This is a genomic window from Pseudogemmobacter humi, assembly GCF_900609055.1.
GTDB classification, from domain to species: Bacteria; Pseudomonadota; Alphaproteobacteria; order Rhodobacterales; family Rhodobacteraceae; genus Pseudogemmobacter; species Pseudogemmobacter humi.
In genome coordinates this window covers 39,018-64,577 of record NZ_UXAW01000070.1, presented here as the reverse complement: position 1 = coordinate 64,577, position 25,560 = coordinate 39,018, and the positions used below count along the sequence as shown (strand labels likewise).

33 protein-coding genes, 1 tRNA gene and 1 riboswitch are annotated in these 25,560 nt (G+C 61.0%); of the genes, 13 read left to right on the top strand and 21 right to left on the bottom strand.

All coding sequences use genetic code 11. From position 1 onward, the window contains the following. Positions 1 to 127: 127 nt before the first annotated feature. The gene (locus tag XINFAN_RS11225; RefSeq protein ID WP_124086954.1) at positions 128 to 364 is read left to right on the top strand and encodes an Lrp/AsnC ligand binding domain-containing protein; all 237 of its coding nucleotides are present in this window, start codon (positions 128 to 130) and stop codon (positions 362 to 364) included. A 42-nt stretch (positions 365 to 406) separates the two neighbouring features. Here XINFAN_RS11225 and nrdF read toward each other — a convergent pair whose 3' ends face one another. The 5 genes from nrdF to XINFAN_RS11200 all read right to left on the bottom strand — a co-directional run bounded on the left by nrdF (position 407) and on the right by XINFAN_RS11200 (position 5,230). Then, positions 407 to 1,399, bottom strand: coding sequence for a class 1b ribonucleoside-diphosphate reductase subunit beta (gene nrdF / locus XINFAN_RS11220; protein WP_435530864.1), 993 nt, complete (start codon positions 1,397 to 1,399; stop codon positions 407 to 409). A 58-nt stretch (positions 1,400 to 1,457) separates the two neighbouring features. Then, positions 1,458 to 3,584 (bottom strand): class 1b ribonucleoside-diphosphate reductase subunit alpha, encoded by a 2,127-nt coding sequence (nrdE, locus tag XINFAN_RS11215; protein ID WP_124086953.1) that lies wholly within the window; start codon positions 3,582 to 3,584, stop codon positions 1,458 to 1,460. Further along, on the bottom strand, positions 3,566 to 3,994 hold the full coding sequence (gene nrdI / locus XINFAN_RS11210) for a class Ib ribonucleoside-diphosphate reductase assembly flavoprotein NrdI (RefSeq protein WP_267898353.1): 429 nt from the start codon (positions 3,992 to 3,994) through the stop codon (positions 3,566 to 3,568). The genes nrdE and nrdI overlap by 19 nt, the downstream gene beginning before the upstream one ends. Before the next feature lie 10 nt (positions 3,995 to 4,004). Further along, entirely contained in the window at positions 4,005 to 4,226 is a 222-nt protein-coding gene (gene nrdH / locus XINFAN_RS11205) for a glutaredoxin-like protein NrdH (RefSeq protein WP_124086951.1), read from the bottom strand. A 102-nt stretch (positions 4,227 to 4,328) separates the two neighbouring features. Further along, positions 4,329 to 4,516, bottom strand: a riboswitch (cobalamin riboswitch). A 291-nt stretch (positions 4,517 to 4,807) separates the two neighbouring features. After that, on the bottom strand, positions 4,808 to 5,230 hold the full coding sequence (locus XINFAN_RS11200; protein WP_124086950.1) for a PaaI family thioesterase: 423 nt from the start codon (positions 5,228 to 5,230) through the stop codon (positions 4,808 to 4,810). Positions 5,231 to 5,616: 386 nt separating this feature from the next. Between XINFAN_RS11200 and XINFAN_RS11195 the strand changes: the two genes are divergently transcribed. From XINFAN_RS11195 to XINFAN_RS11170, 7 genes are all read left to right on the top strand, one after another. Continuing rightward, on the top strand, positions 5,617 to 6,744 hold the full coding sequence (locus tag XINFAN_RS11195) for a helix-turn-helix domain-containing protein (protein ID WP_124086949.1): 1,128 nt from the start codon (positions 5,617 to 5,619) through the stop codon (positions 6,742 to 6,744). Between the two features lie 32 nt (positions 6,745 to 6,776). After that, positions 6,777 to 7,250, top strand: coding sequence for a hypothetical protein (locus XINFAN_RS11190; protein WP_124086948.1), 474 nt, complete (start codon positions 6,777 to 6,779; stop codon positions 7,248 to 7,250). A 34-nt stretch (positions 7,251 to 7,284) separates the two neighbouring features. Next, on the top strand, positions 7,285 to 7,950 hold the full coding sequence (locus tag XINFAN_RS11185) for a ParA family protein (protein ID WP_124086947.1): 666 nt from the start codon (positions 7,285 to 7,287) through the stop codon (positions 7,948 to 7,950). Further along, a complete protein-coding gene (locus XINFAN_RS11180) occupies positions 7,947 to 8,243 on the top strand; it encodes a chromosome partitioning protein ParB (RefSeq protein ID WP_124086946.1) in 297 nt (98 codons plus the stop codon). Before XINFAN_RS11185 ends, XINFAN_RS11180 begins: the two co-directional genes overlap by 4 nt. A 73-nt stretch (positions 8,244 to 8,316) precedes the next feature. Beyond that, positions 8,317 to 8,490: a hypothetical protein gene (locus XINFAN_RS21720; RefSeq protein ID WP_160144598.1), complete on the top strand. Its 174-nt coding sequence runs from the start codon at positions 8,317 to 8,319 to the stop codon at positions 8,488 to 8,490. Positions 8,491 to 8,675: 185 nt separating this feature from the next. Next, positions 8,676 to 8,879, top strand: coding sequence for a hypothetical protein (locus tag XINFAN_RS11175; RefSeq protein WP_124086945.1), 204 nt, complete (start codon positions 8,676 to 8,678; stop codon positions 8,877 to 8,879). Then, a complete protein-coding gene (locus XINFAN_RS11170; RefSeq protein WP_124086944.1) occupies positions 8,872 to 9,600 on the top strand; it encodes a nucleotidyl transferase AbiEii/AbiGii toxin family protein in 729 nt (242 codons plus the stop codon). Before XINFAN_RS11175 ends, XINFAN_RS11170 begins: the two co-directional genes overlap by 8 nt. A gap of 182 nt (positions 9,601 to 9,782) precedes the next feature. Here XINFAN_RS11170 and XINFAN_RS11165 read toward each other — a convergent pair whose 3' ends face one another. The 6 genes from XINFAN_RS11165 to XINFAN_RS11145 all read right to left on the bottom strand — a co-directional run bounded on the left by XINFAN_RS11165 (position 9,783) and on the right by XINFAN_RS11145 (position 13,973). Then, positions 9,783 to 10,082: a type II toxin-antitoxin system RelE/ParE family toxin gene (locus XINFAN_RS11165; protein WP_124086943.1), complete on the bottom strand. Its 300-nt coding sequence runs from the start codon at positions 10,080 to 10,082 to the stop codon at positions 9,783 to 9,785. Next, on the bottom strand, positions 10,072 to 10,317 hold the full coding sequence (locus tag XINFAN_RS11160; protein ID WP_124086942.1) for a type II toxin-antitoxin system ParD family antitoxin: 246 nt from the start codon (positions 10,315 to 10,317) through the stop codon (positions 10,072 to 10,074). The genes XINFAN_RS11165 and XINFAN_RS11160 overlap by 11 nt, the downstream gene beginning before the upstream one ends. A 140-nt stretch (positions 10,318 to 10,457) precedes the next feature. After that, positions 10,458 to 10,757 (bottom strand): nucleotidyltransferase family protein, encoded by a 300-nt coding sequence (locus XINFAN_RS11155; protein ID WP_124086941.1) that lies wholly within the window; start codon positions 10,755 to 10,757, stop codon positions 10,458 to 10,460. A 131-nt stretch (positions 10,758 to 10,888) separates the two neighbouring features. Beyond that, entirely contained in the window at positions 10,889 to 11,041 is a 153-nt protein-coding gene (locus XINFAN_RS21715) for a hypothetical protein (RefSeq protein WP_160144597.1), read from the bottom strand. A gap of 281 nt (positions 11,042 to 11,322) precedes the next feature. Next, on the bottom strand, positions 11,323 to 11,952 hold the full coding sequence (locus tag XINFAN_RS11150; protein WP_124086940.1) for an STM2766 family helicase-associated protein: 630 nt from the start codon (positions 11,950 to 11,952) through the stop codon (positions 11,323 to 11,325). Beyond that, positions 11,949 to 13,973, bottom strand: a complete 2,025-nt coding sequence (locus tag XINFAN_RS11145) for an STM2767 family DEAD/DEAH box helicase (RefSeq protein ID WP_124086939.1) — start codon at positions 13,971 to 13,973, stop codon at positions 11,949 to 11,951. Before XINFAN_RS11145 ends, XINFAN_RS11150 begins: the two co-directional genes overlap by 4 nt. A gap of 604 nt (positions 13,974 to 14,577) precedes the next feature. Between XINFAN_RS11145 and XINFAN_RS11140 the strand changes: the two genes are divergently transcribed. Beyond that, positions 14,578 to 15,126 carry a recombinase family protein gene (locus XINFAN_RS11140; RefSeq protein WP_124086938.1) on the top strand — a complete coding sequence of 183 codons (549 nt, stop codon included), beginning with the start codon at positions 14,578 to 14,580 and terminating at the stop codon, positions 15,124 to 15,126. Here the strand turns inward: XINFAN_RS11140 and XINFAN_RS11135 are convergent. The 6 genes from XINFAN_RS11135 to XINFAN_RS11120 form a co-directional block, all read right to left on the bottom strand. Continuing rightward, the gene (locus XINFAN_RS11135) at positions 15,089 to 16,501 is read right to left on the bottom strand and encodes a hypothetical protein (protein WP_124086937.1); all 1,413 of its coding nucleotides are present in this window, start codon (positions 16,499 to 16,501) and stop codon (positions 15,089 to 15,091) included. The two genes, XINFAN_RS11140 and XINFAN_RS11135, sit on opposite strands and share 38 nt — an antisense overlap. A 383-nt stretch (positions 16,502 to 16,884) precedes the next feature. Further along, positions 16,885 to 17,061, bottom strand: coding sequence for a hypothetical protein (locus tag XINFAN_RS21710; RefSeq protein WP_160144596.1), 177 nt, complete (start codon positions 17,059 to 17,061; stop codon positions 16,885 to 16,887). Beyond that, the gene (locus tag XINFAN_RS21705; protein ID WP_160144595.1) at positions 17,062 to 17,238 is read right to left on the bottom strand and encodes a hypothetical protein; all 177 of its coding nucleotides are present in this window, start codon (positions 17,236 to 17,238) and stop codon (positions 17,062 to 17,064) included. Between the two features lie 79 nt (positions 17,239 to 17,317). Then, positions 17,318 to 17,884, bottom strand: a complete 567-nt coding sequence (locus XINFAN_RS11130) for a metallophosphoesterase (protein ID WP_124086936.1) — start codon at positions 17,882 to 17,884, stop codon at positions 17,318 to 17,320. Positions 17,885 to 17,946: 62 nt separating this feature from the next. Next, a complete protein-coding gene (locus XINFAN_RS11125) occupies positions 17,947 to 19,026 on the bottom strand; it encodes a hypothetical protein (protein ID WP_124086935.1) in 1,080 nt (359 codons plus the stop codon). Beyond that, positions 19,023 to 19,631, bottom strand: coding sequence for a hypothetical protein (locus XINFAN_RS11120; RefSeq protein ID WP_124086934.1), 609 nt, complete (start codon positions 19,629 to 19,631; stop codon positions 19,023 to 19,025). Before XINFAN_RS11120 ends, XINFAN_RS11125 begins: the two co-directional genes overlap by 4 nt. Positions 19,632 to 19,814: 183 nt before the next feature. On the opposite strand from XINFAN_RS11120, the gene XINFAN_RS11115 reads away from it, so the two are divergent. Further along, complete coding sequence (locus XINFAN_RS11115) at positions 19,815 to 20,063, top strand: helix-turn-helix domain-containing protein (protein WP_124086933.1); 249 nt, start codon at positions 19,815 to 19,817, stop codon at positions 20,061 to 20,063. Positions 20,064 to 20,205: 142 nt separating this feature from the next. On the opposite strand, the gene XINFAN_RS11110 is transcribed toward XINFAN_RS11115, so the two are convergent. Then, positions 20,206 to 20,760 (bottom strand): helix-turn-helix transcriptional regulator, encoded by a 555-nt coding sequence (locus XINFAN_RS11110; protein WP_124086932.1) that lies wholly within the window; start codon positions 20,758 to 20,760, stop codon positions 20,206 to 20,208. Between the two features lie 125 nt (positions 20,761 to 20,885). On the opposite strand from XINFAN_RS11110, the gene XINFAN_RS11105 reads away from it, so the two are divergent. From XINFAN_RS11105 to XINFAN_RS11095, 3 genes are read left to right on the top strand one after another with little or no spacing between them, the layout of a single operon-like run. Beyond that, the gene (locus XINFAN_RS11105; protein WP_124086931.1) at positions 20,886 to 21,128 is read left to right on the top strand and encodes a hypothetical protein; all 243 of its coding nucleotides are present in this window, start codon (positions 20,886 to 20,888) and stop codon (positions 21,126 to 21,128) included. Beyond that, positions 21,128 to 21,307, top strand: a complete 180-nt coding sequence (locus tag XINFAN_RS11100) for a hypothetical protein (RefSeq protein WP_124086930.1) — start codon at positions 21,128 to 21,130, stop codon at positions 21,305 to 21,307. Before XINFAN_RS11105 ends, XINFAN_RS11100 begins: the two co-directional genes overlap by 1 nt. Next, positions 21,304 to 22,383, top strand: coding sequence for a tyrosine-type recombinase/integrase (locus XINFAN_RS11095; protein ID WP_124086929.1), 1,080 nt, complete (start codon positions 21,304 to 21,306; stop codon positions 22,381 to 22,383). Before XINFAN_RS11100 ends, XINFAN_RS11095 begins: the two co-directional genes overlap by 4 nt. Positions 22,384 to 22,397: 14 nt before the next feature. On the opposite strand, the gene XINFAN_RS11090 is transcribed toward XINFAN_RS11095, so the two are convergent. The 3 genes from XINFAN_RS11090 to glpX form a co-directional block, all read right to left on the bottom strand. Continuing rightward, a tRNA-Glu gene (locus tag XINFAN_RS11090) sits at positions 22,398 to 22,472 on the bottom strand. Positions 22,473 to 22,540: 68 nt separating this feature from the next. Continuing rightward, a complete protein-coding gene (recJ, locus tag XINFAN_RS11085; RefSeq protein ID WP_124086928.1) occupies positions 22,541 to 24,289 on the bottom strand; it encodes a single-stranded-DNA-specific exonuclease RecJ in 1,749 nt (582 codons plus the stop codon). 243 nt (positions 24,290 to 24,532) lie between these two features. Beyond that, on the bottom strand, positions 24,533 to 25,498 hold the full coding sequence (gene glpX / locus XINFAN_RS11080; RefSeq protein WP_124086927.1) for a class II fructose-bisphosphatase: 966 nt from the start codon (positions 25,496 to 25,498) through the stop codon (positions 24,533 to 24,535). Positions 25,499 to 25,560: the final 62 nt, after the last annotated feature.

Genomic DNA, 25,560 nt, shown 5'->3' with positions numbered 1-25,560 from the left:
AAACTCCGGCCCGGAGCCTTCAAAGGCTCCGGTGCGGTTTCTTTGAAGAAACCGCCTCACCGTGGGAGGGGGATTTTCCTTTCCCTCGTCAGGCGTTAGGCTTGGGACCAAAGGAAAGGATCCCGTCATGTCGCTGGTTTTCGTTCAGTTCCGCTGCGCGCCCGGCCGAACCTATGAGGTCGCCGATGCGATCTGGGACCGTGAGGTCGTCAGCGAGCTTTATTCGACAAGCGGCGATTACGATCTGATCGCCAAAGTCTATATCCCCGACGGCGAGGAAGTCGGCCATTACCTGTCGTCACGGCTGTTCGACATTCCCGGGATTCAGCGCACACTGACCACGATGACCTTCCGCGCCTTCTGAAACGAAAAGCCCGGGCGGCAGGCCCGGGCTTTGTCGCGGATTTCAGAAATCCCAGTCGTCGTCCTCGGTCGCCACCGCCTTGCCGATGACATAGGACGAGCCCGATCCCGAAAAGAAGTCGTGGTTCTCGCTGTCGGGCGACAGCGCCGCCAGGATCGCCGGATTGACCTCGCAGACAGAGGCCGGGAACAGGGCCTCATAGCCAAGATTCTGCAACGCTTTATTGGCGTTGTAATGCAGGAAGGCCTTCACGTCCTCGGTCAGTCCGATCCCGTCGTATAGCTCTTCGGTGTATTTCTGCTCGATATCGTAAAGATCGAACATCAGCGCGAAAGCGAAATCTTTCAATTCCTGCTGCCGGGCCGCATCCAGTTTCTCCAGCCCGCGCTGATATTTGTAGCCGATGTAATAGCCGTGCACCGCCTCGTCGCGGATGATCAGCCGGATCAGATCGGCGGTATTGGTCAGTTTGGCGCGGCTCGACCAGTACATCGGCAGATAGAAGCCGGAATAGAACAGGAAGCTCTCCAGGAACACGCTGGCGATCTTGCGTTTCAGCGGATCCTCGCCGGCCCTGTATTTCTCCAGCACGATCCGCGCCTTGGATTGCAAATGCGGATTCTCTTCCGACCAGCGGAAAGCGTCGTCGATTTCCTTGGTCGAGCAGAGCGTCGAGAAGATCGACGAATAGCTGCGCGCATGGACGGATTCCATGAAGGCGATATTCGTCAGGCATGCCTCTTCATGCTGCGTGACCACATCAGGCATCATGGAAATAGCGCCGACCGAAGATTGCACCGTATCCAGCAGCGTCAGCCCGGTGAAAACCCGGATCGTCAATTCGCGCTCTTCCGGCCGCAGAGTGGACCAGGATTGCACATCGTTCGACAGCGGCACCTTTTCGGGCAACCAGAAATTCACCGTCAGCCGGTTCCAGACCTCCAGGTCCTTTTCATCCTGGAGGCGGTTCCAGTTGATCGCCTTCAGCACGGTGCGGCTCGCCACATGATCCTTCATCACGAAGGCTCCCCTCATTTTCTGTCTCTAAATATCCCGGGGGTCCGGGGGCAGGGCCCCCGGCGCTTTCCATCCGTCACAACGTGCAGGAAACGCAGCCCTGCACTTCGGTTCCTTCCAGCGCGGTCTGGCGCAGGCGGATGTAATAGATCGTCTTGATGCCCTTCTTCCAGGCATAGATCTGGGCCTTGTTGATATCGCGCGTGGTGGCCTCGGACGGGAAGAACAGGGTCAGAGACAGGCCCTGATCGACATGTTCGGTTGCCGCCGCATAGGTGTCGATGATCTTTTCCGGACCGATCTCATAGGCATCCTGATAATATTCGAGATTCTCGTTCGACATGAAAGCCGCCGGATAATAGACGCGACCGATCTTGCCCTCTTTGCGGATCTCGATTTTCGCCACGATCGGATGGATCGAAGATGTCGAATTGTTGATATAGCTGATCGAGCCGGTCGGAGGCACCGCCTGGAGATTGCGGTTGTAAAGCCCGTATTGCATCACGAGCGCCTTCAGTTCCGCCCAGTCCTGGCGGGTCGGCAGCTTGACCTTTTCGAACAGGCTCGCCACTTTTTCCGAGGTCGGAAGCCAGTCCTGCCCGGTGTATTTGTCGAAAAACGAACCATCGGCATATTTCGACTTGTCAAAATCGCGGAAGCTCTCACCCTTTTCCTGTGCCAGCAGATTGGAGGCACGGATCGCGTGATAGGCGACAGCCGCGAAATACACGCTGGTGAATTCCACCCCCTCGGGGGAGCCGTAATAGACATGTTCGCGCGCCAGATAGCCGTGCAGGTTCATCTGGCCAAGCCCCACCGCATGGGCCTCGTCATTGCCACGCCGGATCGAGGGCACCGCGTCGATCGCCGACATTTCCGACACCGCGGTCAGCGCGCGGATTGCCGCTTCGACGGTCGCGCCGAAATCCGGCCCGTCCATCGTCGCCGCAATATTCAGCGAGCCGAGATTGCATGAAATATCGGTGCCGAGGTGATCGTAATTCAGATCTTCGTGGAACGTGCTCGCCTCATTCACCTGAAGGATCTCCGAGCAGAGATTCGACATGGTGATGCGGCCATGAACCGGATTGGCCCGGTTCACGCTGTCCTCGAACATGATATAGGGATAGCCGCTTTCGAACTGGATCTCGGCGATGGTCTGGAAAAATTCCCGTGCGTTGATCTTCTTTTTCTTGATCCGCTTGTCGTCCACCATTTCATGATATTTCTCGGAAACCGAAATCTCCGAGAAGGGCACGCCATAGATCTTCTCGACGTCATGCGGCGAGAAAAGATACATATCTGAATTTTTCTTAGCCAGCTCGAAAGTGATATCCGGGATCACCACGCCAAGGCTCAGCGTCTTGATGCGGATCTTTTCGTCGGCATTCTCGCGTTTGGTATCGAGGAAGCGCAGAATATCGGGGTGATGCGCATTCAGATAGACCGCCCCCGCGCCCTGGCGCGCGCCAAGCTGATTGGCGTAGCTGAAACTGTCTTCCAGAAGTTTCATCACCGGAATCACGCCCGAGGACTGGTTCTCGATCCCCTTGATCGGCGCGCCCAATTCTCGCAGATTGGTCAGCATCAAAGCCACGCCGCCACCGCGTTTCGACAATTGCAGCGCCGAATTGATGCTGCGGCCGATGGATTCCATATTATCCTCGATCCGCAGGAGGAAACAGGAAATCAATTCGCCGCGGGATTTCTTTCCGGCATTCAGGAAGGTCGGCGTCGCCGGCTGGAACCGGCCCGAAAGGACTTCCTCCATGAAGCTCATCGCCAGCGCTTCGTCGCCGCGCGCCAGCGCCAGCGCGACCATGACCACGCGGTCCTCGTAACGCTCCAGATACCGCTGCCCGTCACGGGTTTTCAGCGTGTAGGAGGTATAATATTTGAACGCGCCGAGGAAAGTCGGAAAACGGAACTTCCGCGCATAGGCGGCATCCCAGATCGCGCGCTGGAAGTTGCGCGAATACTGGTCCAGAACTTCGGCTTCGTAATAACCTTCATCGACCAGATAGCGCAGCTTCTCGTCGAGATTGTGAAAGAAGACGGTATTCTGATTCACATGTTGCAGGAAATACTGCCGTGCCGCCATACGGTCTGCTTCGAAACGGATCTTCCCCTCTGAATCGTAGAGGTTAAGCATCGCGTTCAGCGCATGGTAATCCAGCGCAGGCTTCACGCCATTGTCGAGCATTCCATCCCCCGGAAAAGCTGAAGCCCGCGCCGGACGCGGGCGATATCGGTCTCAAGTCCCGCCAGCTCGAAACGCCAGAGCACGGGGACATTGCATTTCCCGGCGATGATCTTACCCGCGAGGGCAAAAGTCGCGCCGAAATTTCTGTTTCCCGAAGCGATCACGCCGCGGATCCGCGCGCGCCGCGCCGGATCGTTCAGAAAGCGGATCACCTGTTTCGGGACGGCCCCGCGGCCCTCGCCATCGGCGAAGGTCGGCAGGATCAGCACGTAATCCTGCGCGACTGCCGGCATCTCATCCTTCGGCGAGATCGGAATCCTCTGCGCCGCAAACCCGAGTTTGTGCATGAAGCGCGCAGTATTGCCCGATTCGGACGAATAATAGATCAAACCGGGAACGGCAGGCTCCACGACCCCCGCCTCAGGAGAGGCGGCCGATCATGTCCGGGCGGAATCCGGCCCAATGCGCATCGCCCGCCACCACGACCGGGGCCTGGCGGTAGCCCATGGCCATCACCCGCTCCATCGCGTCGGAATCCTCGGTCAGGTCGATGATGCTGTAAGCGATGCCGCGGGCGTCGAGCGCGCGGGTGGTCGCGGTGCACTGAACGCAGGCGGGTTTCGAGTAAACGGTGATGGTCATTGCCTGATCCTTCTTCTGTCCCGGGTGGCGGCGGTTCACAGAAGACCGGCCCGCGGAGACGTATCCGCCGGATCCACTCTTCCGCGCCCTCCGCACGGTTTCGTTGCCTTTTCGGTTCTGGCAGGTCTCCTGACTTGCGGAGCGCCGCAAGGCCGGCCTTCGGATTGTCCCGATCCGATGGCCCGCCGGCTTCGCTTGCCGCTTACAGTTGCGGGGGCAGCGCCGGCCTTGCACCGGCTTCCCTTTTCACGCCGGCTGCAAACCGGAGCACCAGAACACCAGCATATTGGCGCCAGACGAAGATGGTTGTCAATATCTTGTGTCAGTTTTCGATTGCCCCGGAAAATACCTCTAGGGGTGGTAAAGCGTCCGAAACCTGTGGAAACGGGTGGTTTTGCCGCCTGGCAGGGCGGCGGAGCGGGCGACGCGGGCCACATCCGGCGGGCAAGAAATTTATTCCGTGTCCCGGGGTTCCGGGCGGGGGGCGGTGCGCCGCGGGATAAGCCGGTGCACAGCTCTGGGGATAACCCCGCGCCGGGGCCGAGCTGCCCCGCATGGGCGTCTTTCGTGATTCGGCGGGATCAGCGGGCGGGGGGAATCGAATAGGTCATATTCGCCCGCGCGACGGGTTCGGTGACACCCTCGCTGAAGATCAGCGCATCGGCCACGGCGAGGCTCCGGCCCAGTTTCAGCAGCCGCACCTCGGCGTAAAGGTCGCGCCCGGCGGCGGGCTTGCGCATGAAATCCATCGCGCAGCCGGTGGTCACCGCCAGGGCGACCGGACCGATGCGCGAGAGGATGGCGAGGTAGACCGCCACATCCGCCAGCCCGAACATCGCCGGGCCCGAGACCGTGCCGCCCGGGCGCAGATGGCGCTCCTGCACCTTCAGCCGCAGCCGCAGCCCTTCGGCCGTGACGGCCTCGACCCGGAAATCTTCGGCGACCTGGCCGAAATCACGGGCCAGAAAGGCGGTCAACGCCTCGACATCCATCGCATGGGACATGGCTGCTCCTTATTCTGCAAGCGCAACCTGGCCGCAGCCGCGTGCGGGCGCAAGCTGTCTGCTGCACGAATGCGCCAAGCACGGATAAGCTGTTCAGTTGTAAGGGAAAACAGAAGAAAAGTGGCAGCCCGTAGGGTGGGATGCCAATTCTTTGGAATCAGATGGTTACTCTGTCCAACAGGCAGTGGCTGTCCCTTTGATATTCAACGAGAAAAGCCGATTCTGTCCAACCGATCACAGCTACCCGTTTGGAAGTGCGGCCCGAGATCGGCGAACTGTCAAAAACGAAAAACCGCCGTGGGGACTGGCATCCACCACGACGGCATTCAAAGTCTGCACAGCTTTGGATTCTACCCGGATCGTTCGGCCCACGCAAGGGGGCGGACATGAGCCTTACCCTCACACATGGCGGGCTTCCGGTTGGAGTGCGACCTTTCGATCTGGCAGACATCGTTGGCAAACTGCGGCAATGCTTGGGGCTGCGCGACGAGGACATCTGCTACCTTCGCTATGCCCTGCGGCATCTGAAAGCTCAAGATTTTGAACCCGGCAGAATCTGCTCTATTTGGACCTCCGTAACCCGACTGGCTGACGAGCTTGGGCTGTCAGTGCGGCAGATCAACCGCATAGAGACACGTCTTGCGGAGAGGGCACTGATCTTCCGGGCAACCATGCGCAACGGACGCAGGTTCGGGCGGCGCAGCCCAGATGGTCGCATCATCTGTGCCAGTGGGATCAATCTCGCCCCGCTCATCGACCGTGCTAGCGATCTCTTGCGCCTTGTTCAGCAAGAGGCCGTCGAGGCGCTGGAACTTCGGGCAGCCAGGAATCGCGCCAATGACCTGATCTGCCAGATTCGCCAACTGGATGCGCCCGAAGCTTTGGACGCCGCGCGCGCCATCTTCCCGCGCCTCAGGCCGTCCGAACTGCGGTCACGAGACCGATTGGCCGAGGTCATCGAGGCACTTTCAGCGGTTCTGGCCGATTTTTCGGTGCCATCCGGTCGGACAGTTGAGGTCGCGCCGTCGGACAGTTTGGTCCGACCAGATACCAAAGAAGAAAAGATAATCGAAACTTGTAGGGCCAGCGAACATGCACGGCTGGGGCCGCCAACCACATCGCCAGAACAGGTGATGCTGCTGGCAGGCCCCGAGTTCAGAGATGTCATTGGCCTCTACGCCGAAGGGTTGTCGCCGGGCAAACCGCCTTCGTGGCGAGCCCTGACACTGGCTGCCCGCGATCGTGCAATGATGATCGGCATATCTGGCGCACAATGGGCCACCTCCTGCGATCTTTTCGGAGAGACGCGAAGCGTCCTCTGCCTGCTGATTGCGGATCGGAATGCTGGGCGCATCGGGCGCTACCGGGTTCGGGATACCGCAGCCGCTTTCATCGGCATGGCGAAGGCAGAGGCAAGGGGAAAGGCCGTTTTGGCATCCCTGATCGGCGAGTTGGTTCAGTTCAGCAGAAGCAATGAGCATTCTGCGCACGGTCCCTTCGCAAAACTTGACTGAAGCACCCCACACACAAGCGAAAAGAGGGCAGGATGTCCGACGATAACATTCAGATTTGTGACCGGAAGCCGCTGCTCTGCGATATGTCGCGGAGGATCGGTCGCGTGGTTTACAACACCAGGACGGCCAAGCTGATCTGGCGGGTGCAGAAGGGTGTGCGAAACTCGTTCGTCCATGAGTTCAACGCATTCGAGGCTGCACTATATCGGCACCCCAGCGGAGGGGGCATCTTTCTTGCGGGGATCGGTGGAGCGCTGACCCCGCTCGGTCGTGACCATCAGGACGGTCGGATATGGGGACAACAGATTTTTCTGTTGAACAGCGCAACCAGTGAACGATGGGCTGCCCAACGGGCGATCTTGCCGTCCGAGGTGCTGGCCGAGCTGACAGAGTTGCGGCGCGCTGCGAGTGAAAGCCGCAGACTAGCAGCTAGAATCCGGCTGCACGAAGGACGCGAGCCGGAGCTGGAAGATTTTGAGCGCGCCGAGCCTTGGGGCGGCGCTTGATCCGGTAACTGAAATAACCCGATTGGGAAAAACCATGCCTGTTATCGTAATCGCGTCGCCGAAGGGGGGCGCAGGGAAGTCTACCACAGCAGTCCTTCTCGGCACAGAGTTGGCTCACGCCGGTGCGCCGGTTACCATGCTGGATTGCGACCCGAACCGGAGCCTGACCTTGTGGAGCCAACGCGGGACCGTCCCGGCCGGTATCGAGGTGCTGTCGGGCGTCACCGAGGCGGAGATCGTGCGAACGATCAAGCCCCTCGACCAGGACGGCCAGGTGGTGATCGTCGATCTTGAGGGGGTGGCGTCCCGGCTGGTCTCACGCGCGATTTCACAAGCCGATCTGGTCATCACGCCGATGCGCGCCACGACGCTGGATGCGACAATCGGGGCGCGGGCGCTGGCCCTGATCGCCGAGGAAGAAGAGACTCTGGACCGGCGCATTCCTCATGCAGTGGTCTTCACCATGACGAAGGGGGTTCGGTCGAAACAGCATGTCGGCATCGAGCACTCGCTCCGCAGGCAGGGGGTCGATCTGATCGAACCCGCGCTGATGGAGCGCGTGGCGTTTTCGGCGCTGTTCGAGTTCGGGGGCGACCTGCGGTCGATGCCGCCGCAGGGAAACATGGAGGCGGCAATCGGCAATGCGGCCGGGTTCGCACAGGCGGTTTATGGCCGCCTGGTCGGGGAGCCTGGCCGATGAGCGAGGAACGTCCGTTCGCCATTGATCTGGGGCGGCTGAAAACGCGCGAGAAGCCGTCAGATGCCGCCTCACTCCGGGCTGCCGACGAGCGCGCCGCCGGTTTGGGCTTCGTCGAGCGCGAGCCGCAGGGGAAGCGAGGCCGCAAGCCCAGCCCCCGCACGGATCAGGTTCATGCCAAGGTGTTGCCGCCCATAGCCACCGAGATCGCCGCCGAGGCCCGGCGGCGTGGCGTCGTGCAGGGCGTTCTGATCGAAGAGATGTGGCAGCTCTACAAAGATAAATCCGGTATTTGAAATTGTCCGGTTTTTGATCTGGAAAGGATCGCAGGTAAAATAGGAGCAGATTGCCCAGGCCATTGCGCTCGGAATGTTGCTGGATGCAGCTCGCGAGGCTGGTGCCTCTGTCAGCATCGAAGAGAACGGCGACATCTACCTGGTCCGCGCCGGGGGCGAGCCGCACCGGCTCGGCGACAACATTGATGCGGCCGTCGCCGAACTGGGAACACTGACCGCCCCCGCGTGGAATACCCGATTTCTTTGATTATCCGGTATTTGTTTTCGCCATAACCTATGGGCTTTCCCTGCGCTTCGCTGACGATCCTCCTTGGCTGGACCGTTCGGAGGCCGGGGCGGTAGTGCCTTTTGACCGTCAGGACCGAAGCCAGCCAGTCTAACATGGAAGGTTTCTCTCAAAACTCCTACCTTCGGCCACAGAGAGGGCCGGGTATGAAAGTGCGCATCGAGCAATATCCACAGTTGCGGCACCTGTGCTGGAACCGTCCCCCCGACACCGTGTTGGAGGGTGCGGACGCCTTGGCGATCTACGAGCGGAACTGGCGGCATGTGGGTCAGGATGCCCTCACCCCGGAAGAGCGGGACTTGCTCGCCCGGCTCATCGCCCGATACGGGAACGGCGTCCTAAATGTTTGAACGCCCGCACCACAACGCCATCGCCACCATCCTCGCGGCCCTGGACGACAGATTGCTGCTTGAGGCCCGGTGCTTCCTCGGTGGCGGGACGGCAATCGTTCTTGCCCTAGATGAATATCGCGACAGCGTCGATATTGCCTTCTTCTGCTCGTCGCAGGAGGGGTATCGGCTGCTTCGTTCCACGGCCTTCGACAGGGGATTGGACGGCCTGCTAAAGCCGGGCGCGGAAGTCGCGGCGCTGCGCGATATGCGCGCCGATCAATACGGGATGAGGACGCAGATCGGTGTCGGCAATGCCAAGGTGCGATTCGAGATCGTCCGCGAGGCGCGCATCCCGATCAGCGGCACCTTCGACCCGGTGTTGGGTGTCCCGGTCCTGTCCCGTGATGATATGTATTGCGAAAGGCTGCTCGCCAATGCCGACCACCACGCCGACCGCTCCGTTCTCAACCGCGATATCATCGACCTTTCGATGATGATCTCGCGCTTTGGGCCGATACCTGAGGCCGCTTGGTCCAAAGCCAAAGGAGCCTATGGGGAAACTGTCGTGAACGCTTACGACAAGGCTGCTCAGGCGATCCACGATCCGAGGTGGCTCAGGACCTGTATGACCAGAATGGGCATGGACCTCGATCTGGCACATGAGATTCTTCCGATCCACGGCGGCTCGGTTGCTTCATCGGACGGGATCACTCCCTACGGCAACAGCTACAGCATGTAGGTGACCGGCGGGCGGCCGTGTGGGTGTGGCTGCCATAGCCGGGCAGATGCTCGATGAGCGCGGGCGGTTCGGTCTGCAGCGTGGTCCAGGCGACATGCAGGTCGATGTCCAAATGCCCATGGGCGGGCGCGGCTAGTCCTGCGTCATACTCTCGATCCACGCGAGGTCGAGGGCTGCGTGGCCTAAAGGTGCCGCTGCGGGTCCTGCTTGCCGTGCAAGACCCGCACAACGATGATTTCCGTCTCCGCCTCGCGGAAGAAGATCAGGTGCGTCCCTACGGCGTATTTCAGATAGCCCTTGCGCCTGATCTCGACCGGGCGGCCCATCTTCCGGCCCGATGCCAGCCCCTCGAACGCGGCCGCCAGATCGTCCTGGTAGCTCTCTGCTTGCTCGACGGACCACCGGCGGGCGGTATAGCGCCAGATGTCTGCAAGATCGCGGTCGGCAGCAGGAGAAAGCCGATAACCTCGATCAGTGGCCATGCTCGGCCCGCATCCGGGCCTTGAAAGCCTCATTGTCGAAGGGCTGCGGCTCACCGGATTCCTCGCCCTCGATCAAGGCGGCTTCCAGCGCCTTCACCTTGGCCTCATGCTCTTGCAGCAGGCGCAGCCCTGCGCGCACCACGTCGCTGGCCGATCCGTAGCGGCCCGCCTGCACCTGGGCGTCGATGAAACTGGTGAAGTGGTCCCCCAGGGACACGGACGTATTGCGGGGCATCGTCGCCTCCCTTCCTTCTCTAGGCAAATTCCAACCTATACCAATAAATACCAAGGTGCAATCTAGGTGCTGGAGGTGCCGTCGTCCAGTGGTTGGGCGATCCGCGAACGCAAGTGCTAGGTCCGAGCCGCTGTCCGCGCTTAAACCGGGACCGCCTGCAGCAAAACTTTCGCGCGGACATGCGGAGGCAGGTCCATAGGGGTCTTCACGTCCACCCGGACGCCAAGCACCTCTTCCAGCGCATCTTGCAAGCCCCCGAGGTCGAACAGCGTGGTTTCCGGCAAGGGTTCGACCAGCACATCGAGGTCGCTGTCCGCACGGTCCCTGCCTGTCAGGACCGAACCGAACACGCGCGGCTTGGTCGTGCGGTGCCGGGCCGCGAGTTCGCGGATCAGATTGCGCCCATGTTGCAGGGCTTGGGATGGCGTCTGGCTCTGCATCGCAAGGGCCTCCTGCGTCCAATATAGGCGATCTAGGGGCTACAGCCAATCCGTGCGTTCAGCGCCGCTAGGTGGTATCAGGTCAAGGCTCGCCCCTCGGAAAAATCCCCGCGATGCCGCAGAGCAGCTGCCTACAGTTCGTCCAGCGACACCGGGATCTCACGGCTGTTTGCCCTCGCATCGGCGATGGCATTCAACTCGCCGTCCTCGATCAGTTCCAGCGTGGACTTGGGCGAGAGCGGCGGTGGAGACGGTTCGGGGGAAGGGGGGCTGTCGTCTGGCATCAATGGTCTGAACTCCGGTTCGTGTGTGCAACGTCAGCATAGCCCAATCAGAGACACCCCGGCAGATCACAGTATGGCGCAACTCTTCGCAGGTGCAGCGGAAGGCTACGGCCCAGAGCTGTCGGTCGAGTTCGCTGCCCAGTTTTCCAAAGCGGTCGCCCAGGCGTGGAGCAGCAAGGGGGCGAGTCCCAGCCCTAAGCTGCCGGAAATGTGAACCACAGTATAACAAATCTCGCTGACAACAGTTTCTTTGCAGCGACTAAGTTGCCACTCGGAGTGTTTCACTCCTTGGCGAGATAATGACAATCAGTTCTAATGTTAAGAATATCCGAAAGAGCATTAATCTCCAATCTCTCCCTCAGCCCAAGCTTGAACGTGGCTGATTGGGAAAAGAATATGTCGATGTGGTTTAATGGGTGTATTTTTCCATCCTCGCGATCAGGATCATGATCAAAACGAAGATAGCCATCATCCGAGTTGATCAGCTCACTAAGCGCCACCCAAAGAGTGTCCGGGTCGTCAGAAATATTCATAATTTCGTCAGCAAAGCCGAGAACCTGAATATTACCGAACGAATCAGATGTCGACAGAGCCGCAATAATTTCGGAACTCAGCTTGCTACTAAGATCAATTCCAGATCGAAGCGTACAGAAAAAGTACCCATCCACCTTTTTTACGGAAAATGGTAATGCAGTCGAGAACGTCTTGCCGTCACCCTCAATGAAGACACGGTGCATCTTTTCAGTACAGATCAGCATCTTTCCATAGATCTGCTCTGGCTTGGGCTCCACAAAAGACAGGATCGTTTTTACGACCTGCATCCAAAAAAGAACAACATTCTTTCTTTCTCGAAAAGCCGATAGTAGGCTCGACGTCTGATATCGATCCAAATTAAAGGATTCGATGTTCATCTTCCATCCTTTTTTAACATCTTCTTATAATTAAATCCCGCAATCTCAGCTATTTCATCTCGATCAAAATCCTCACCGGCTGTTGCTTTGATTACTCGACGCAGCTCCTGCCTAAAAATCGGCAAAATACCAATTTCATCAAAAATCTCTTCACAAAAGTCGTAAAATGATGTGCGAACATTATCTTGAGTAATACTGGTCATAATCTCTGCTCGCTCTTCCGCAGACGGGGGTTGCGTCTCAATGAAACCTGACACATTGATCGTATCCAAGCCCTGCCTTATCAAGCCCATCATTTTCTCATCCTGCTTTCGGGAGACAATCAAGTAAGATCGTAGGAATGAACGCGTCAGCGTCATGTACAGTGAGTTCCTGTAAGCTAGCCCTCTCGATAGATTGCTTGTTACGCAAATAACAAATGGGAACTCAAGTCCCTTCACGTTGTTTCGATTGCTAATAAATATACGGCCAGGTATTTTCCTCTTGCTTTCAACAGCCTTATTGACAGCCCAGCCTGTCTCGCGCGGAATGATTTGTGCAAGCGTATCCTGAAGGGCAAATATCTGACTTCCGCTATCCACCAATATAATCCCAATGTCATCCGGCGTGATCGTGGGATTCTCTTCTGAAATAGCCCTGATAGCCCCGAGAACAAGCTCTGCCACTTGTTCATTATTTAGTGTTTCGCCTTCAACAATCGAAACCGAGGGCACTTCGGCAGCGGATATATCCTCAAAGCGACGAAGCGGTTCGCGCTTCAGTCGGTAAAAGCTTTTATCAGCCGATGTCTCTACAATATATCCGCACGTCTGCCACTCATCGTCCTCCAGCCAGCGGAGCTTTTTCTCCTCAAACAACCCCATGCCAAGAGAGTGGGCGAACATTAAAGCTCTTGGGTCGGTTCTGTAGCATTTGCTCAACAAGAAATCTGGAGATATGCTTGGCTTGATTTTTGTATCAAAGATGCTTTGGAATATATCTCCCGCTACGATTACATATTCTCGCGCTACGAGCTCGCATAGATCAAGGAATGATTGCGGAAAGTCCTGGCTCTCATCTATGAGGATGTAATCGAATGCGTATTCCAATCCATCATGTCTCGACTGGATCAACTCACATGCTTCTTTGCAGGCCTCATCAAATGAGGACTGCCCGAAAGTGTAGAACGGAATATTGAAGTAATGGCAAATGTATCTATACGTGCCAGAGTTTGGGTCGCTACGAGAGCCCCAAGCATGCATACACCACAGCCTACTATCCCACTCAATCTGCTGCTCTACCTTCATAAAATTGAAAAATTCGGGAATCCTTCTTCTTAGGTTGTCCGCGAGAATGCGGTTATGACATGTAAGTAATATTCTGGAGCTTGGGTTTCGGACATAAATATCCTTGAGCTTATGAAGCAAAAGTTCCGTTTTTCCGGTTCCGGAAAGGCCTTGAATATGTATCGATTTCTTATTGATCGCCTTGTATATGAAGCGCGTTTGATCAGCATCGAAAAGCTGTATCTTCCGCTTAACCTTGTCGAGAAGGTTATCCGGCACTTCAGCAGTAGCTCTTTCAATATCGTTAATGCTCCCAGTTACTAGGGATATAATCAGCTCAGAAAGTCTCCGCTTCGCAGGGTCTTCAATCCGGCTATCCTGAATGTAAGATTTAACATCGTAATTTGTGCCTGCATCAACTTCGTAGACGAGATCGTTGCGCCATTTTCGCGGCCTGCCAATCGCGTCCTTGTACTGATACTTGTCAGAAATAGAGCCCACATCTTCGATGAAGTCTTCAACAAAATCTGCGAACTCGTCGCCCTCTTCCGAGAAATTTATCAGGCATATTTTTCGGCCGGGTGACATAACGACTGCGCAATTTTCATAATTGTAGTCATATCGATCATCACCAAGAGGCTGGTTGACCACGTAAACTTGCGTGCTTTTTTTTGAGGACCAGCTTTCAAGATTGTCGTAGAAGGCTCGATTTCTCTCATCCTTCTCAGCTTGAAGGAAGAAAAAGCTGCTCGTCATATTCTCCTCGCAACGCTATAAAAGTGGGTTTGGAGCTGTTAACCCGCCCATCACCTTGTCAGGAATGTATGATTTTTCTCATCATTGCAAGTCCTTGACCAAATTTCAGCTGTTGTGCCGTGAGAATGTCACGATTGTCGGGACATCGCCCGAGCACGTCTTGGAAATTTAGAATGTTGCAGTCTTGGTCGCCAGCTCAAGTGTTCGCTTCCTGCACTTCGCGTCCCGTTCGGTGAAGTTGCCATGCTGCACTGCAGTCAGTCGGCTTTCCGCCCGTTCCTGGCCACCAAGCGCCCGCTTCGCCGCACGTTGTACATGAGTGACCGCTTTTACGGTGTCGCCGCGACCGCCATGTGCTGTACCGTCAGGCCGCTTCCCGCCCAGCGGGACGGCGAAGCCCGCGCATGTTTGATCTACCTCGCGTCCGTAACGACCGGCAGTTCCGTTCCGCAGAGCAGCCGTCCCGCCTGGAAAACCTCTGACCATCAGTGCGGGGACAGATACGGCCGTTTCTGTCCCGGTTTTCGACAGCCCTCCACATCAGCGCGTTGACCAGGACAGAACCTTGGGACAAAACCAGATCGGTTTTGGGAGGTTTCTGTCCATGCTGATCGGCTATGCGCGCGTCTCGACCGAGGATCAGCACCTCGATGCGCAGCTCGACGCCCTGAAGGAAGCGGGGGCTGTGCGAATCTTCGCAGACCGGATCAGCGGAGCAAAGCGGCACCGGCCCGAGTTGAACCGGATGCTCGACCAGCTCCGCGAGGGTGACGTGGTGATGGTGTCGAAATACGACCGCCTGGCGCGGTCCCTGCGCGACCTTCTGGAGGTCGTCGAGGCGATCGGGGCGCGCGGGGCGGGGTTCCGGTCGCTGGCCGAGGACATCGACACCACGACGCCAGCCGGGCGGCTGGTCTTCCACGTCTTTGCCAGCATCGCGCAATTCGAGCGCGAGCGGATTTCCGAGCGGACCAGGGAAGGGCTGGCGGCCGCCCGGAAGCGTGGTCGGGTGGGGGGACGGCCCCCGGCCTTGTCACCGGCCCAGCAGGCAGAGGTTCGGCGGATGCGGGACGAGGAACAACGGTCGCTGCCCGAGATTGCGCAGCTCTTCCGGGTCAGCGTGAAGACGGTCCGGCGTGTCCCTCAGATTTAGGGCCTCGCATATCAAGACGACCCGCGACGGCGACGATCCGATGCTCCCTCTCCAGTTCGATCCGGATCGGAGACAGGGCGGCATCCTCATCCGGCAGGTCCGATAGAAGCCCGTGAATCACCGCGAAACGATAAGGATCAGGTGTCCGGTGCGTGTCGAACAGCTTGGTCAACACCGTCGCGGCAGCTTCCCACCAGCGGACCAGCGCCGCGATCATGCGTGAGGCGCGCGCGCCTACCTGCAAGCCAGATGGGGGCAGGTGTGATTCATGCTCCCGTTTCAGTTCGCTCAGCTCGCGTTGCGCTTGGCCCAGATCATCATCGGCATCATCGGCGAACAAGCTGAAAGCTCTGTCGAGGGCCTTCCGCCCGCGATCCTCGGGCACCGCAAGACCGAAATTGATGGCATGCTCCCATTGCCGCCGTTGCTCCTGGCGCGAAGCGCGCAGCTTCTCGGCGACCTGCTGTATTTTTGCGGCCTTGGTGGAAAGTTGCGGCGACAGATCGCCGGTCAGAAGGATGCGGGTGACTTCAAGGGCGTCAGCCGCCTCCTTCATCCCCTCGGCCCGGCCAGCGGCGCGGGCCCGTTCCCGGATCAGTTCGGCGTCGGCCACAGCTTTCAGCCGCTCCTGCGCCGCCTTGTATTCCTCGACCTGAAGCCGATCAGGATCGCGGCCGATCTTGGCCTTTCCACGCTCCACCCAAGGCAGGCCCACCTCGTCGCGCAGGTGCTCGAACCACAAATCCTGAAACGCCCGCCCTTGGTAATACCGGCTATCGCACGGCACCATGACGGGAACGTCGCCCTTCGGGCCGGAGAAGAGCGGCACCACCTGCCCGGCCTCCTTGTCCTTGTCCACTGCCTGCCGATGTCCGAACCGCTCGACTGCCCGCTCCTTCCCGAACCTGGTCAGGCTGATCCATGTTTCCGACCGGCGCTTGGTGGCTTTCAGATACTTCGGAGCGAAGAACACATCGACACCATGTTGCCCGGCTTCGTCCCGGTCGATGCGCGCGCGGAACACGGCATCGCCGCCATGGGTCCGGTTCACGAACCGGACCGCCTCGTCCAGCATCCCCTGCTGCGTTTCGGGGGTGATCTCCAGATCGGTGGGGAACTGGATGAACGCATGGAGACAGAGCTTCCCCGCTCCCTTGTTCCGCCGCGCACCCGCGACATGGGCTTCATAGCTCTGGGTCAGGGACAAATCTTTGCCGTAGGGGTTATAGAGCAGAGGCGGAAGGCATCTGCCTTGGGCATCCTTCCGAATACTCCGTTTTCTCCCCGCCTCATCGAGCCGCAGTTCGTGGTGTTCCATCGCCGTCAGGCTTGACGCGTCGAGCGCATGGGCGCGATATGATCCAGCCTTGCCCACTGTCGTTCCTGTGCGGCGTTCGCGCCGTTTTTTCCGTTCTGATCGAAACGGAAACCCGCTTTCCGTTTTGGGGCCCCTGCGCGAACGCTACCCCAAAACAGCGGGCGGGGGAATCCCCTCGACCCCTCTCCGTCGCAAGCGACTGCGCGGCCCATGGGCCTTGCCCGGTGCCGCGGACGGCACCGTCTCCGGCGATCATTGCTGCCACGCTGATCGCCTGCGCGGGTTTGCAACCTGCGGCCAGCACCCCTTGCGGGACGGCCTTTCAGGCCGTGCGCCCCCGATCCGCCCCAGCCATGTGGGGGGCGGTCGGATCGGGGGCGCGGAGCCAGCCCCGGCCCGCTCTCTCCATGAAGGGCCGTAGGGACGGGGCTGGCGGGGTGTCACCAGGCGGTACCGTCCCCGCCATCATCCCGCGCCTCTTGGGACAGCTTCATGGCCTGGCGCACCTCGATCAGCACCATCTCGGCTTCAAGGGCTTCGGACTTGGCGCGGGCGCGTTCCTGCGCTTCCGGCGGCATGCGGTTGCGGAGCGTCGAAAACGACATTCTGCCTGCCATTCAGATCAATCCTTCTGCCTTGAGGGCTTCGATATGCTGATCGTAGAGGTTATCAGCAACCGGGATCATCTCCTCGTAGACCAGTTCCAACCCGACAGGATGGCTGAAGTCGACCGTGCCGTGCATGTTCTCTGGGGTGATACCTGCGATCAGTTCGGCGAGATTTGCAGATGCCATGTCGCTCCCCTCTTTCCATACACGATCCGGTGGTGGTCCATATCCGGCATTCGGTTGATACCTGCGAAAGACATTGACCTCACGACCGAGAAGCGCGCGGCTCGACATCCCTCCAGTGCCGGTTCACCGGCAGCCCCTTCGCCCGCCGGGCGGCCTCCTGCACTGTCACCGGATAGAAATCCCACGCATCCACCCCGGCATTGACCGCGTTCTCACTGCCCTGCCAGTTGCCATGCACATGGCCGAACAGGTGCAGCGCCCCCTTGCGGGCATGGTTCCAGGTCATCATCGGGTAGTGGCAGAGCGTCACCGGCTTCTCGCTGGCGGGATCATCGACCTCCGCCAGCCACGACACACTGTCCCAGGGCAGCGCCTGGGTCAGCGGGCCGTCATGGTTGCCCACCACCAGATGCCGCCGTGCACCAGGAAGCTGGCCGAAGATCGCCAGCAGCCAGTCCTCGTCCTTCGCCTTCGGCCCGAAGGCGAAATCGCCGACGATCCAGAGATCGTCATCGGGGCCGACCTTCTCCCACAGCCGTTCGATCAGCACCGCCTCCATATGGCCGGTGTCGCGGAACGGACGGCGGGCGTTGGGGATGATGCTGTCATGCCCGAAATGCGGGTCGGCGGTGTACCAGTGGGTCATCGTTAAAGGTCCAGTCAGAAGGAAGGCGGCTTGTGCCCCGGCAGGGTCGGCGCGGTCAACGCCTATCGGTCGCCACAGCCATCGACCCAACCCCCGCGCGCCAGCAGCCGGTCGCGATCCCATACCCCCACCGTGTCGATCTGCCGCCAGAACATCTCCAGCGCCGCGAGGTAGTCGCCGCCGTCCTCGATCCGGCGCGGGTCCGGGCCGAGAACGCCTGCGAACAGAGGATCGAGCACCCGCGCCGCCATGAAGTCCGACGCCGGGTTGTCATAGGCATCGGAACTGTCACCGTTGTCGATGAAGACCAGGCTGCCGCCGAACTGTCCCCGCATCATCGCCGCGTAGCCATCGGCGTCCGGCCAGGACCACCAGTTCCGGCAGACGTGCAGATCAGTGCCCGTCGCCTCGCGGAAGGCGTAGATTTGCGTCAGCACCTCGCCGCGACCCGCGACATCGTGGAAGACGCTGAACCGGACCTGAAAGCCGGTATGCAGCACCAGCAGGTCGATCAGGTTGGCCAGAGCCGCCGGATCGGGCCGCTCGGCGATCACCACGTCGATGGAGCCATCGGTATGGGTCAACCCCAGCACGAGGTTGTTCCACGCCGCCCTCGACCCCGGCGCAGGGAAGTCCAGCGCCGTCTCGGCCGAGGCCGTCGCGGCAAGGCAGGCCATGGTCAGCCCGGCGATCAGTGCGCGCATGGCTCGCCCCTCCGGCAGCAGCGCGATCCGGGCGTCGCAGGCATGGAGCACCCGCGCCTCTGGATCATAGGTGAAGCTCTCGAAATCCTGGCAGACCATGTCGTAGTCGACGGTCCCGAAGTTCTGGACCACCCGGCTATCGGCCGTTTCAACGCGAAAGCGCACAGGGCACTCGGACATGCCGCACCAGGCATCGACCAGGACCGCCAGCGTGACCTCGCCGCCCCGCACCTGGAAGCGGGCATACCAGACCGAGGGCTGCACATCCGACCCGCCTTCAGCCACCTCGGTCGGGGACCAGAGGCCGGTCGGATCGCGCATCTGGCCGGTTTCCGTCGTCTGGAACGGCACCAGCGGCAGTGGCTCGGCGATGGTCGCAGCAGGCAGGCTGAGGACAAAGGCCAGAACGACGCCTGTGAACGTAGGGGCATGTCTCATTTGGAGGCCGCCTCCAGCTCCTGCGTGATCCGGGCACGCAGGGCCTCGTTCCGGTGGTTGATCCATGTCCGCCCCATTTCGGGCAACCAGCAGCCTAGGGCCAGCGCGGCGTAGAACATCAGATCGGGGGCGGTTTGCTCCCACCAGGTCCTGCGCGACCAGGCTTCACCGAACATGGCAAACGATATGAACGAGGCGATGCCACAGAACAGGATCGCGGTCGGGATCATGCTGAAGAGATGGCTTCCATTGAACGGCAGGTCCGTCAGGGACGATGAAAACCACGTCTGCCCGGTCGAGAGGTTCCGCATCGAGAGAACCTTGTCCTTCGCCGGATCGCCGATGATCACCACCTCATGCCCGGCCCGGCAGTCCGTCAGGGTCACGTCGATGAATCGCAGTTCCTGCCCATGGGCATCGGCGATCCAGACCTCGGGCACCGAGTTGACCGAGGTGTAGCCATGCTGGCCGCTGACCGTCGTGCTCGTCACCCGGTCGGCGACCGACACCACCCGGCCACGATAGACGGCCAGACGCCGCCTGTCGGGCCGCACATGGCGGTGGCGGGACGCGAATGCGCGATGCCAAGGTGCCGTCTTGTTCATCTTCAATGCCTCCACCACTGAAACCCACGCTCCGGCACCGGCATTGAATGGCCTGACCAGATTCACTCGCACACTTCAGAAGGCACTGAGCGCAGGAGGATGCAGCAACGCCAACATCCTGAAATGGGATAATACCAGAACGGGATTACGCGGCAAGGGCTTAGGCCCTTTGGAGACGCCGCGATGGCACGAAGTCTGCGAACGCCGGGGCACCGGGCGTTGATGCAGGTGCTGATCGAGACGCGGAAGGAGGCGGGGATCACCCAGCAGGAGTTGGCAGACCGGCTAAACCGGCCGCAATCCTATGTGGCGAAGGTGGAAACCGGCGAGAGGCGGCTCGACGTGATCGAGTTCATCGAATGGGCGGAGGGGATCGGTGCGTCACCGGCCCTGCTGATGGACAGGGTGGCAAAAGCTGTTCCCGGTCAGTAGCCCGTGGGGGACTATCTAACTTCTGGCCGCAAGATCACCTCAAAATATCCTTGCAAATCGGGATCAAAACTCCCCAATTGCACGGATGATGATCGAGCGCTGCACGACCGATGCTCTCAAGTCCCTTCTCGATGATATGCCGCTACCCTTCACCACCGTCGCCTTCCTCATCCCCAAAGCCGAAGCGTGGCAGCCCGGCCCGGTCGCGCCCCGCCAGTTCCAAGAGCCATAGGAGCTCCGGGTCCTCACCCGGATCGGTCAACTCCGCCGTCATGATCGCGTAATGCCTAAGCTCTCGCTCCGTGATGCCCTGTTCCCCAAACCTCTTCAGCAGTGCGAACACCGCATCCAATGCGGCCGTGACGAAGCTGGCCCTGTCCTTGCGGGAGACGGGAACCGACGCCCCGGTGAACAGCTTGTGCAGGTCACAGTTGAAGTGGCCATAGAGGCGCAACAGAACGTCGGACGGTATCGCGCGCTTGCCGCTCTCGAAGTCCTGATAGCTGCGTCGGCTGACATCCAGCAGGGTGGCCATCTCGGCCTGTGAGCGCTTGTGCTCCTTCCTGATGAGCTTCAGTCCCTCATGCGGCTTGCAGCGGGATAGCTCTTCTTCCCGGAGCTGTGCCTCCATCTCCTGGTAGACCAACTTGTCGGGGATTCGGTTCGGTCCGAAGCGGTAGGTTTTTGCACTAGACATGGTTCACCTCCTTGAATGCGCAATATATAGCGCAAAAATATTCCATGTGAACCCAATATCGCGCTTTCTGTTGATGCCTATCGTCGGCGCTGGTAGACGCAGAAACATGCAGTCGAGGGTAGGATATGGAGCATCAGATCGAAACCGGACAGACGCCAGAGCAGTGGAGCGCGGCGCTGCAAGAACGCGGAATCCGCCTGTCTCCCCGCACTCTGCGGGAAAAAGCAAGGAAATATGGCACTTACTATGCAATGGGCCGCACCATGCTTCTGCTGGGCGAACACATCGAGGCGATGCTGAAAGCGGAAGCGCAGCGCGATGCGGCGGAGCGCGCAAAGGCTGCAGGCGAGGCGCGGAGGGCGGAGTGATGGCGAACGCTCGCGCTCCCCTCAAGCAATCCGATCTGACGCGCTACGCGAAGGCGCTGCGGGCGGCGGGGATTGCAGAGTGGCGGGTGGAGGTTACGCCTGACGGAAAACATGTCATCATCGCCGGGAAGGTGGACGATGCCACCGCCGGGCCTGATCCCGATGAGCTGCTGAAATGACCCGGCGCAAGAACCCATATCCCGGGGTTCGGAAGAATGTCGTCAAAGGCCGAATCTATTGGAGGTTCGAGGCGGGAGATTTCCGCTGCAACATTCCCGGCCCCTACGGCAGCCCGGCGTTCATAGCCGGGCATGAGGCGGCGGTGAAAAGGGCGAAGGCCCCGGTCTCGACCGCCGCGCCGGGCACGGTGGCGTGGCTGATCGAGCAATACCTTGGCAGCCTGAAATTCCTGAACCTGTCTGCATCGCGCAAGCGCAGCATCCGGGGGGAACTGGACTGGCTGCGTGGCACAGCGGGAAAGTATCACTTCGCACGGCTGGAGGTGCGCCACATCGAGGCGCTGATGGCCAAGAAGGCCGGGCCGAGTGCCGCAAACACCGTGAAGAAGAACATGTCCATGTTATTCAACTTCGCAGCCAAGAAACTGAAATACACCGGCCCGAATCCGGCACGGTTTGCCGAGAAGATGAAAACCAACCCAGACGGATACCATACCTGGACCGATGGCGAGGTTGATCGCTTCCTTACCCGGCATCCGGCAGGATCAAAGGCCCGGCTGGTGCTGCTGCTGGCGCTGAACACCGGCATGGCGCGCACGGATCTTTGCCGGGTGGGCTGGCAGCACGTCACCCAGAAGGACGGCAGGGCGCGGATCGCATACAAGCGGGCCAAGACTTCGGTGGCCGCTGATCTGCCGATCCTTCCCGAACTGGCCGAGGAACTGGCGATGCTGCCGAAAGACCGGATGCTGTTCATCACCCAAGACGCCAAACCCATCGGCTACAAGCCCGAGACGCTCGGCAACTGGTTCCGCGACCGATGCGCCGAAGCGAAGGTGCCGGGTTCGCTGCATGGATTGCGCAAGGCAGGGGCGACCAGGCTGGCCGATGCAGGGGCGACGAACTGGGAAATCGCGTCCTATCTGGCCCATAAGGACACCAAGCAGGCCGATACATATACGAAGAAGGCAAACCGGGCTAAACTGGCAGACAGCGGGTTCGCCAAGCTGGGAAATGTGTCCAACTTCCCTTCCGCGTTGGACAGAAAGGCAGGAAATGACGATGAGAAACAATAGGTTACAGGAAGAAGTGGCAGCCCGTAGGGGAGTCGAACCCCTCTTTTCAGGTTGAAAACCTGACGTCCTAACCGATAGACGAACGGGCCACGCTTTCTGTGAGGCGGTGTCTAATCGCCCTCTCCTGGATGCGCAAGAGGGAAAATGACGGATTTTTTCAACTCGCCGGAGCAGCGTCGTCCAGCCTCAGTTGCACCTTTGAACGGCCGCCCCAGGTATTGATCTCCAGCCGTCCGGCAAGGTGGAAAGGCCGGTGTCCCGCGGCCTCCAGCGCCGGGCCGAGGGGGGTGTCGAACGCGCCGAAGGCCACGGCCTCCAGCCCCGCGCCGGGGGTGCGCAGCGTCAGCCGCAGATGTTTGTCGCCGATCCGGCGCGCGCTGACCGGCACCGCGGGAATCGCGAAACGCGGGGCAGGGGCGGCGGCGCCGAACGGGCCGGCCTGTTCGATCTGCTCGACCAGCGACAGCCCGCAGGCATCGGCCATGACGAGGCTGTCGATCCTGAGATCGCGCGGCGCGGCGCTCTCGCCCCCCTGGCGCGCGAGCAGCGCGCTCAGCCGCGCCATCGCTTCCTCCAGCCGCTCGCGCGCGACCGTCAGCCCGGCGGCCATTTTGTGGCCGCCGCCTTTCAGCAGCAGCCCTTCGGCCGCGACCCGCTGCACCGCGGCGCCAAGGTCCACCCCGGCGACAGAACGGCCCGAGCCCTTGCCCTCGCCCCCCTCAAGCCCGATCACCACGGCGGGGCGTCCCGTTGCCTCCTTCAGCCGGGCGGCGACGATGCCGACGACGCCCGGGTGCCAGCCCTCGCCCGCGGCCCAGACCAAGGGGCCATCCACCCCGCGCGCCTCGGCCTGGGCCAGAGCCTCTTCGCGCACCCTCTCGGTGATCTCACGCCGGGCGCTGTTCAACTCATCGAGCCGCTGCGCCAGCGCCCCGGCCTCGACAGGATCGGCGGTGGCCAGAAGCCGCGCGCCCAGATCGGCCTGGCCGATCCGCCCGCCGGCATTGACCCGCGGCCCCAGAAGAAACCCGAGCGCATAGGCGGTGGGCGCGCTGTCCATGCGCGACACATCGGCGAGTGCCCGCAGCCCCGGCCGCTCGCGCCGCGCCATGACCTTCAGCCCCTGGCGCACGAAGGCGCGGTTCACGCCGAGCAGCGGCGCCACATCGGCCACCGTCGCCAGCGCCACCAGATCAAGCATGCCCATCAGATCCGGCCCCTGGCGACCGGCGACGCGCAGCTGGCGGTTGGCCTCGACCAGCATCAGGAACACGACAGAGGCGGCGCAGAGATGGGCGAGGCTGCCGTCCTCATCCTGGCGGTTGGGATTCACCACGGCGAGTGCTTCGGGCAGGGTCTCGCCCGCGAGATGGTGGTCGAGGATGACCACATCGGCGGGGCGCGCGGCGGCGACCGGCTCGTGGCTCAGCGTGCCGCAATCGACGCAGACGATCAGCGTATGCTCGCGTGCCAGAGCCTGCATCGCGGGGACGTTCGGCCCGTATCCCTCGTCGATCCGGTCGGGGATGTAGAGACTGGCGTCATGGCCCATGGCGCGCAGCCAGGTCATCAGCAGCGCCGCCGAGGAGCCGCCGTCAACATCGTAATCGGCGAAGATCGCGATCCGCTCGCGGCGGTCCAGCGCGAGGAGGAACCGCGCCGCCGCCTGCTCCATGTCCCTCAGCCCGCGCGGATCGGGCAAGAGCTCGCGCAGCTGCGGCGCGAGGAAGGCTGCGGCATCCTCTGCCGCCACCCCGCGCGCGGCGAGGATGCGGCACAGCGGCAAGGGCAGGCGGGTGGCCTGGACCATGGCCTCGGCAAGACGCTCGGTCGCAGGCGCGGGGCCGGTCCAGCGCCGGCCGGTCAGCGAGGCCTCGACCCCGAGGAAAGCGGTCAGATCAGACATGGGCCATGGCTGCCCGAAAGCCGCCCCCGGCGCAAGCCCGTTCGGCCCGGCAGACCGGGACGAGATGAAAGAGGCAGCGCGCCGGTCTGGCGTAAAGAGGTCCGCGCCTTGCGGCACGGATGCCTCCGGCGGGGATATTTAAGAGACAGAAAATGATCCTGAGCAGCGCGCCCCTCATTTTCTGTCTGAAAATATCCCGGGGGGAATCTCCGAAGGAGATGGGGGGCTGGCCCCCCTGCGCGGCTACCGCAGCGGGCTGCGGTAGGTCATGCGGCGCACCGAGCCGGTTTTCGAGCGCATCAGGATGGTCTCGGTGGTGACCCAGCCCGGCTCGCGCCGGATGCCGGTCAGCAAAGAGCCGCTCGTCACCCCGGTTGCGGCGAAGATCACGTCGGCGCGCACCAGATCGTCGCGGGTGTAGACCCGGTCGAAATTGGTGATCCCGGCGTTGCGGGCGCGGGCCTTTTCGTCCTCGTTGCGGAACACGAGCCGGCCGAAGAACTGGCCACCCATACATTTCAGCGCGGCCGCCGCCAGCACACCCTCGGGGGCGCCGCCCGAACCCATATACATGTCGATGCCGGTCACTTCCGGCTCGGCGCAGTGCATCACACCAGCCACATCGCCATCGGTGATCAGCCGGATCGAGGCGCCGGTCGAGCGGATCTCGCGGATCATATCCTCATGCCGCGGGCGTTCCAGCACGCAGACGGTGATATCCCCGGTCGAGACCCCCTTGGCCGCGGCCAGCGCCGAGACCCGCTCGGAGGGGGTCATGTTCATCGTCACCGTGCCGGGCTTGTAGGCGGGGCCGATCGCCAGCTTCTCCATATAGACATCGGGCGCGTGCAGGAGCGTGCCGCGCGGCGCCATCGCGATCACGGTCAGCGCGTTCGGCATGTCCTTCGCGGTCAGCGTGGTGCCTTCCAGCGGGTCGAGCGCGATATCCACCTCGGGGCCGTGCCCGGTGCCGACCTCTTCGCCGATGTAGAGCATCGGCGCCTCGTCGCGCTCGCCCTCGCCGATCACCACGACGCCCTTGATCTCCAGCAGGTTCAGTTGGTCGCGCATCGCATTCACCGCGGCCTGGTCCGCAGCCTTCTCGTCGCCGCGGCCGATCAGCCGGGCCGAGGCCAGCGCGGCGGCCTCGGACACCCGGGCGAGGCCGAGCGAAAGCATGCGATCCTGAAACTGAGCCTGGTCGGCCATGGTGGAAAACCTCTGGTGGCGTAAGCGTTGCCCGAGGCTTAGCCGCCGGGGGGCGCTACCGC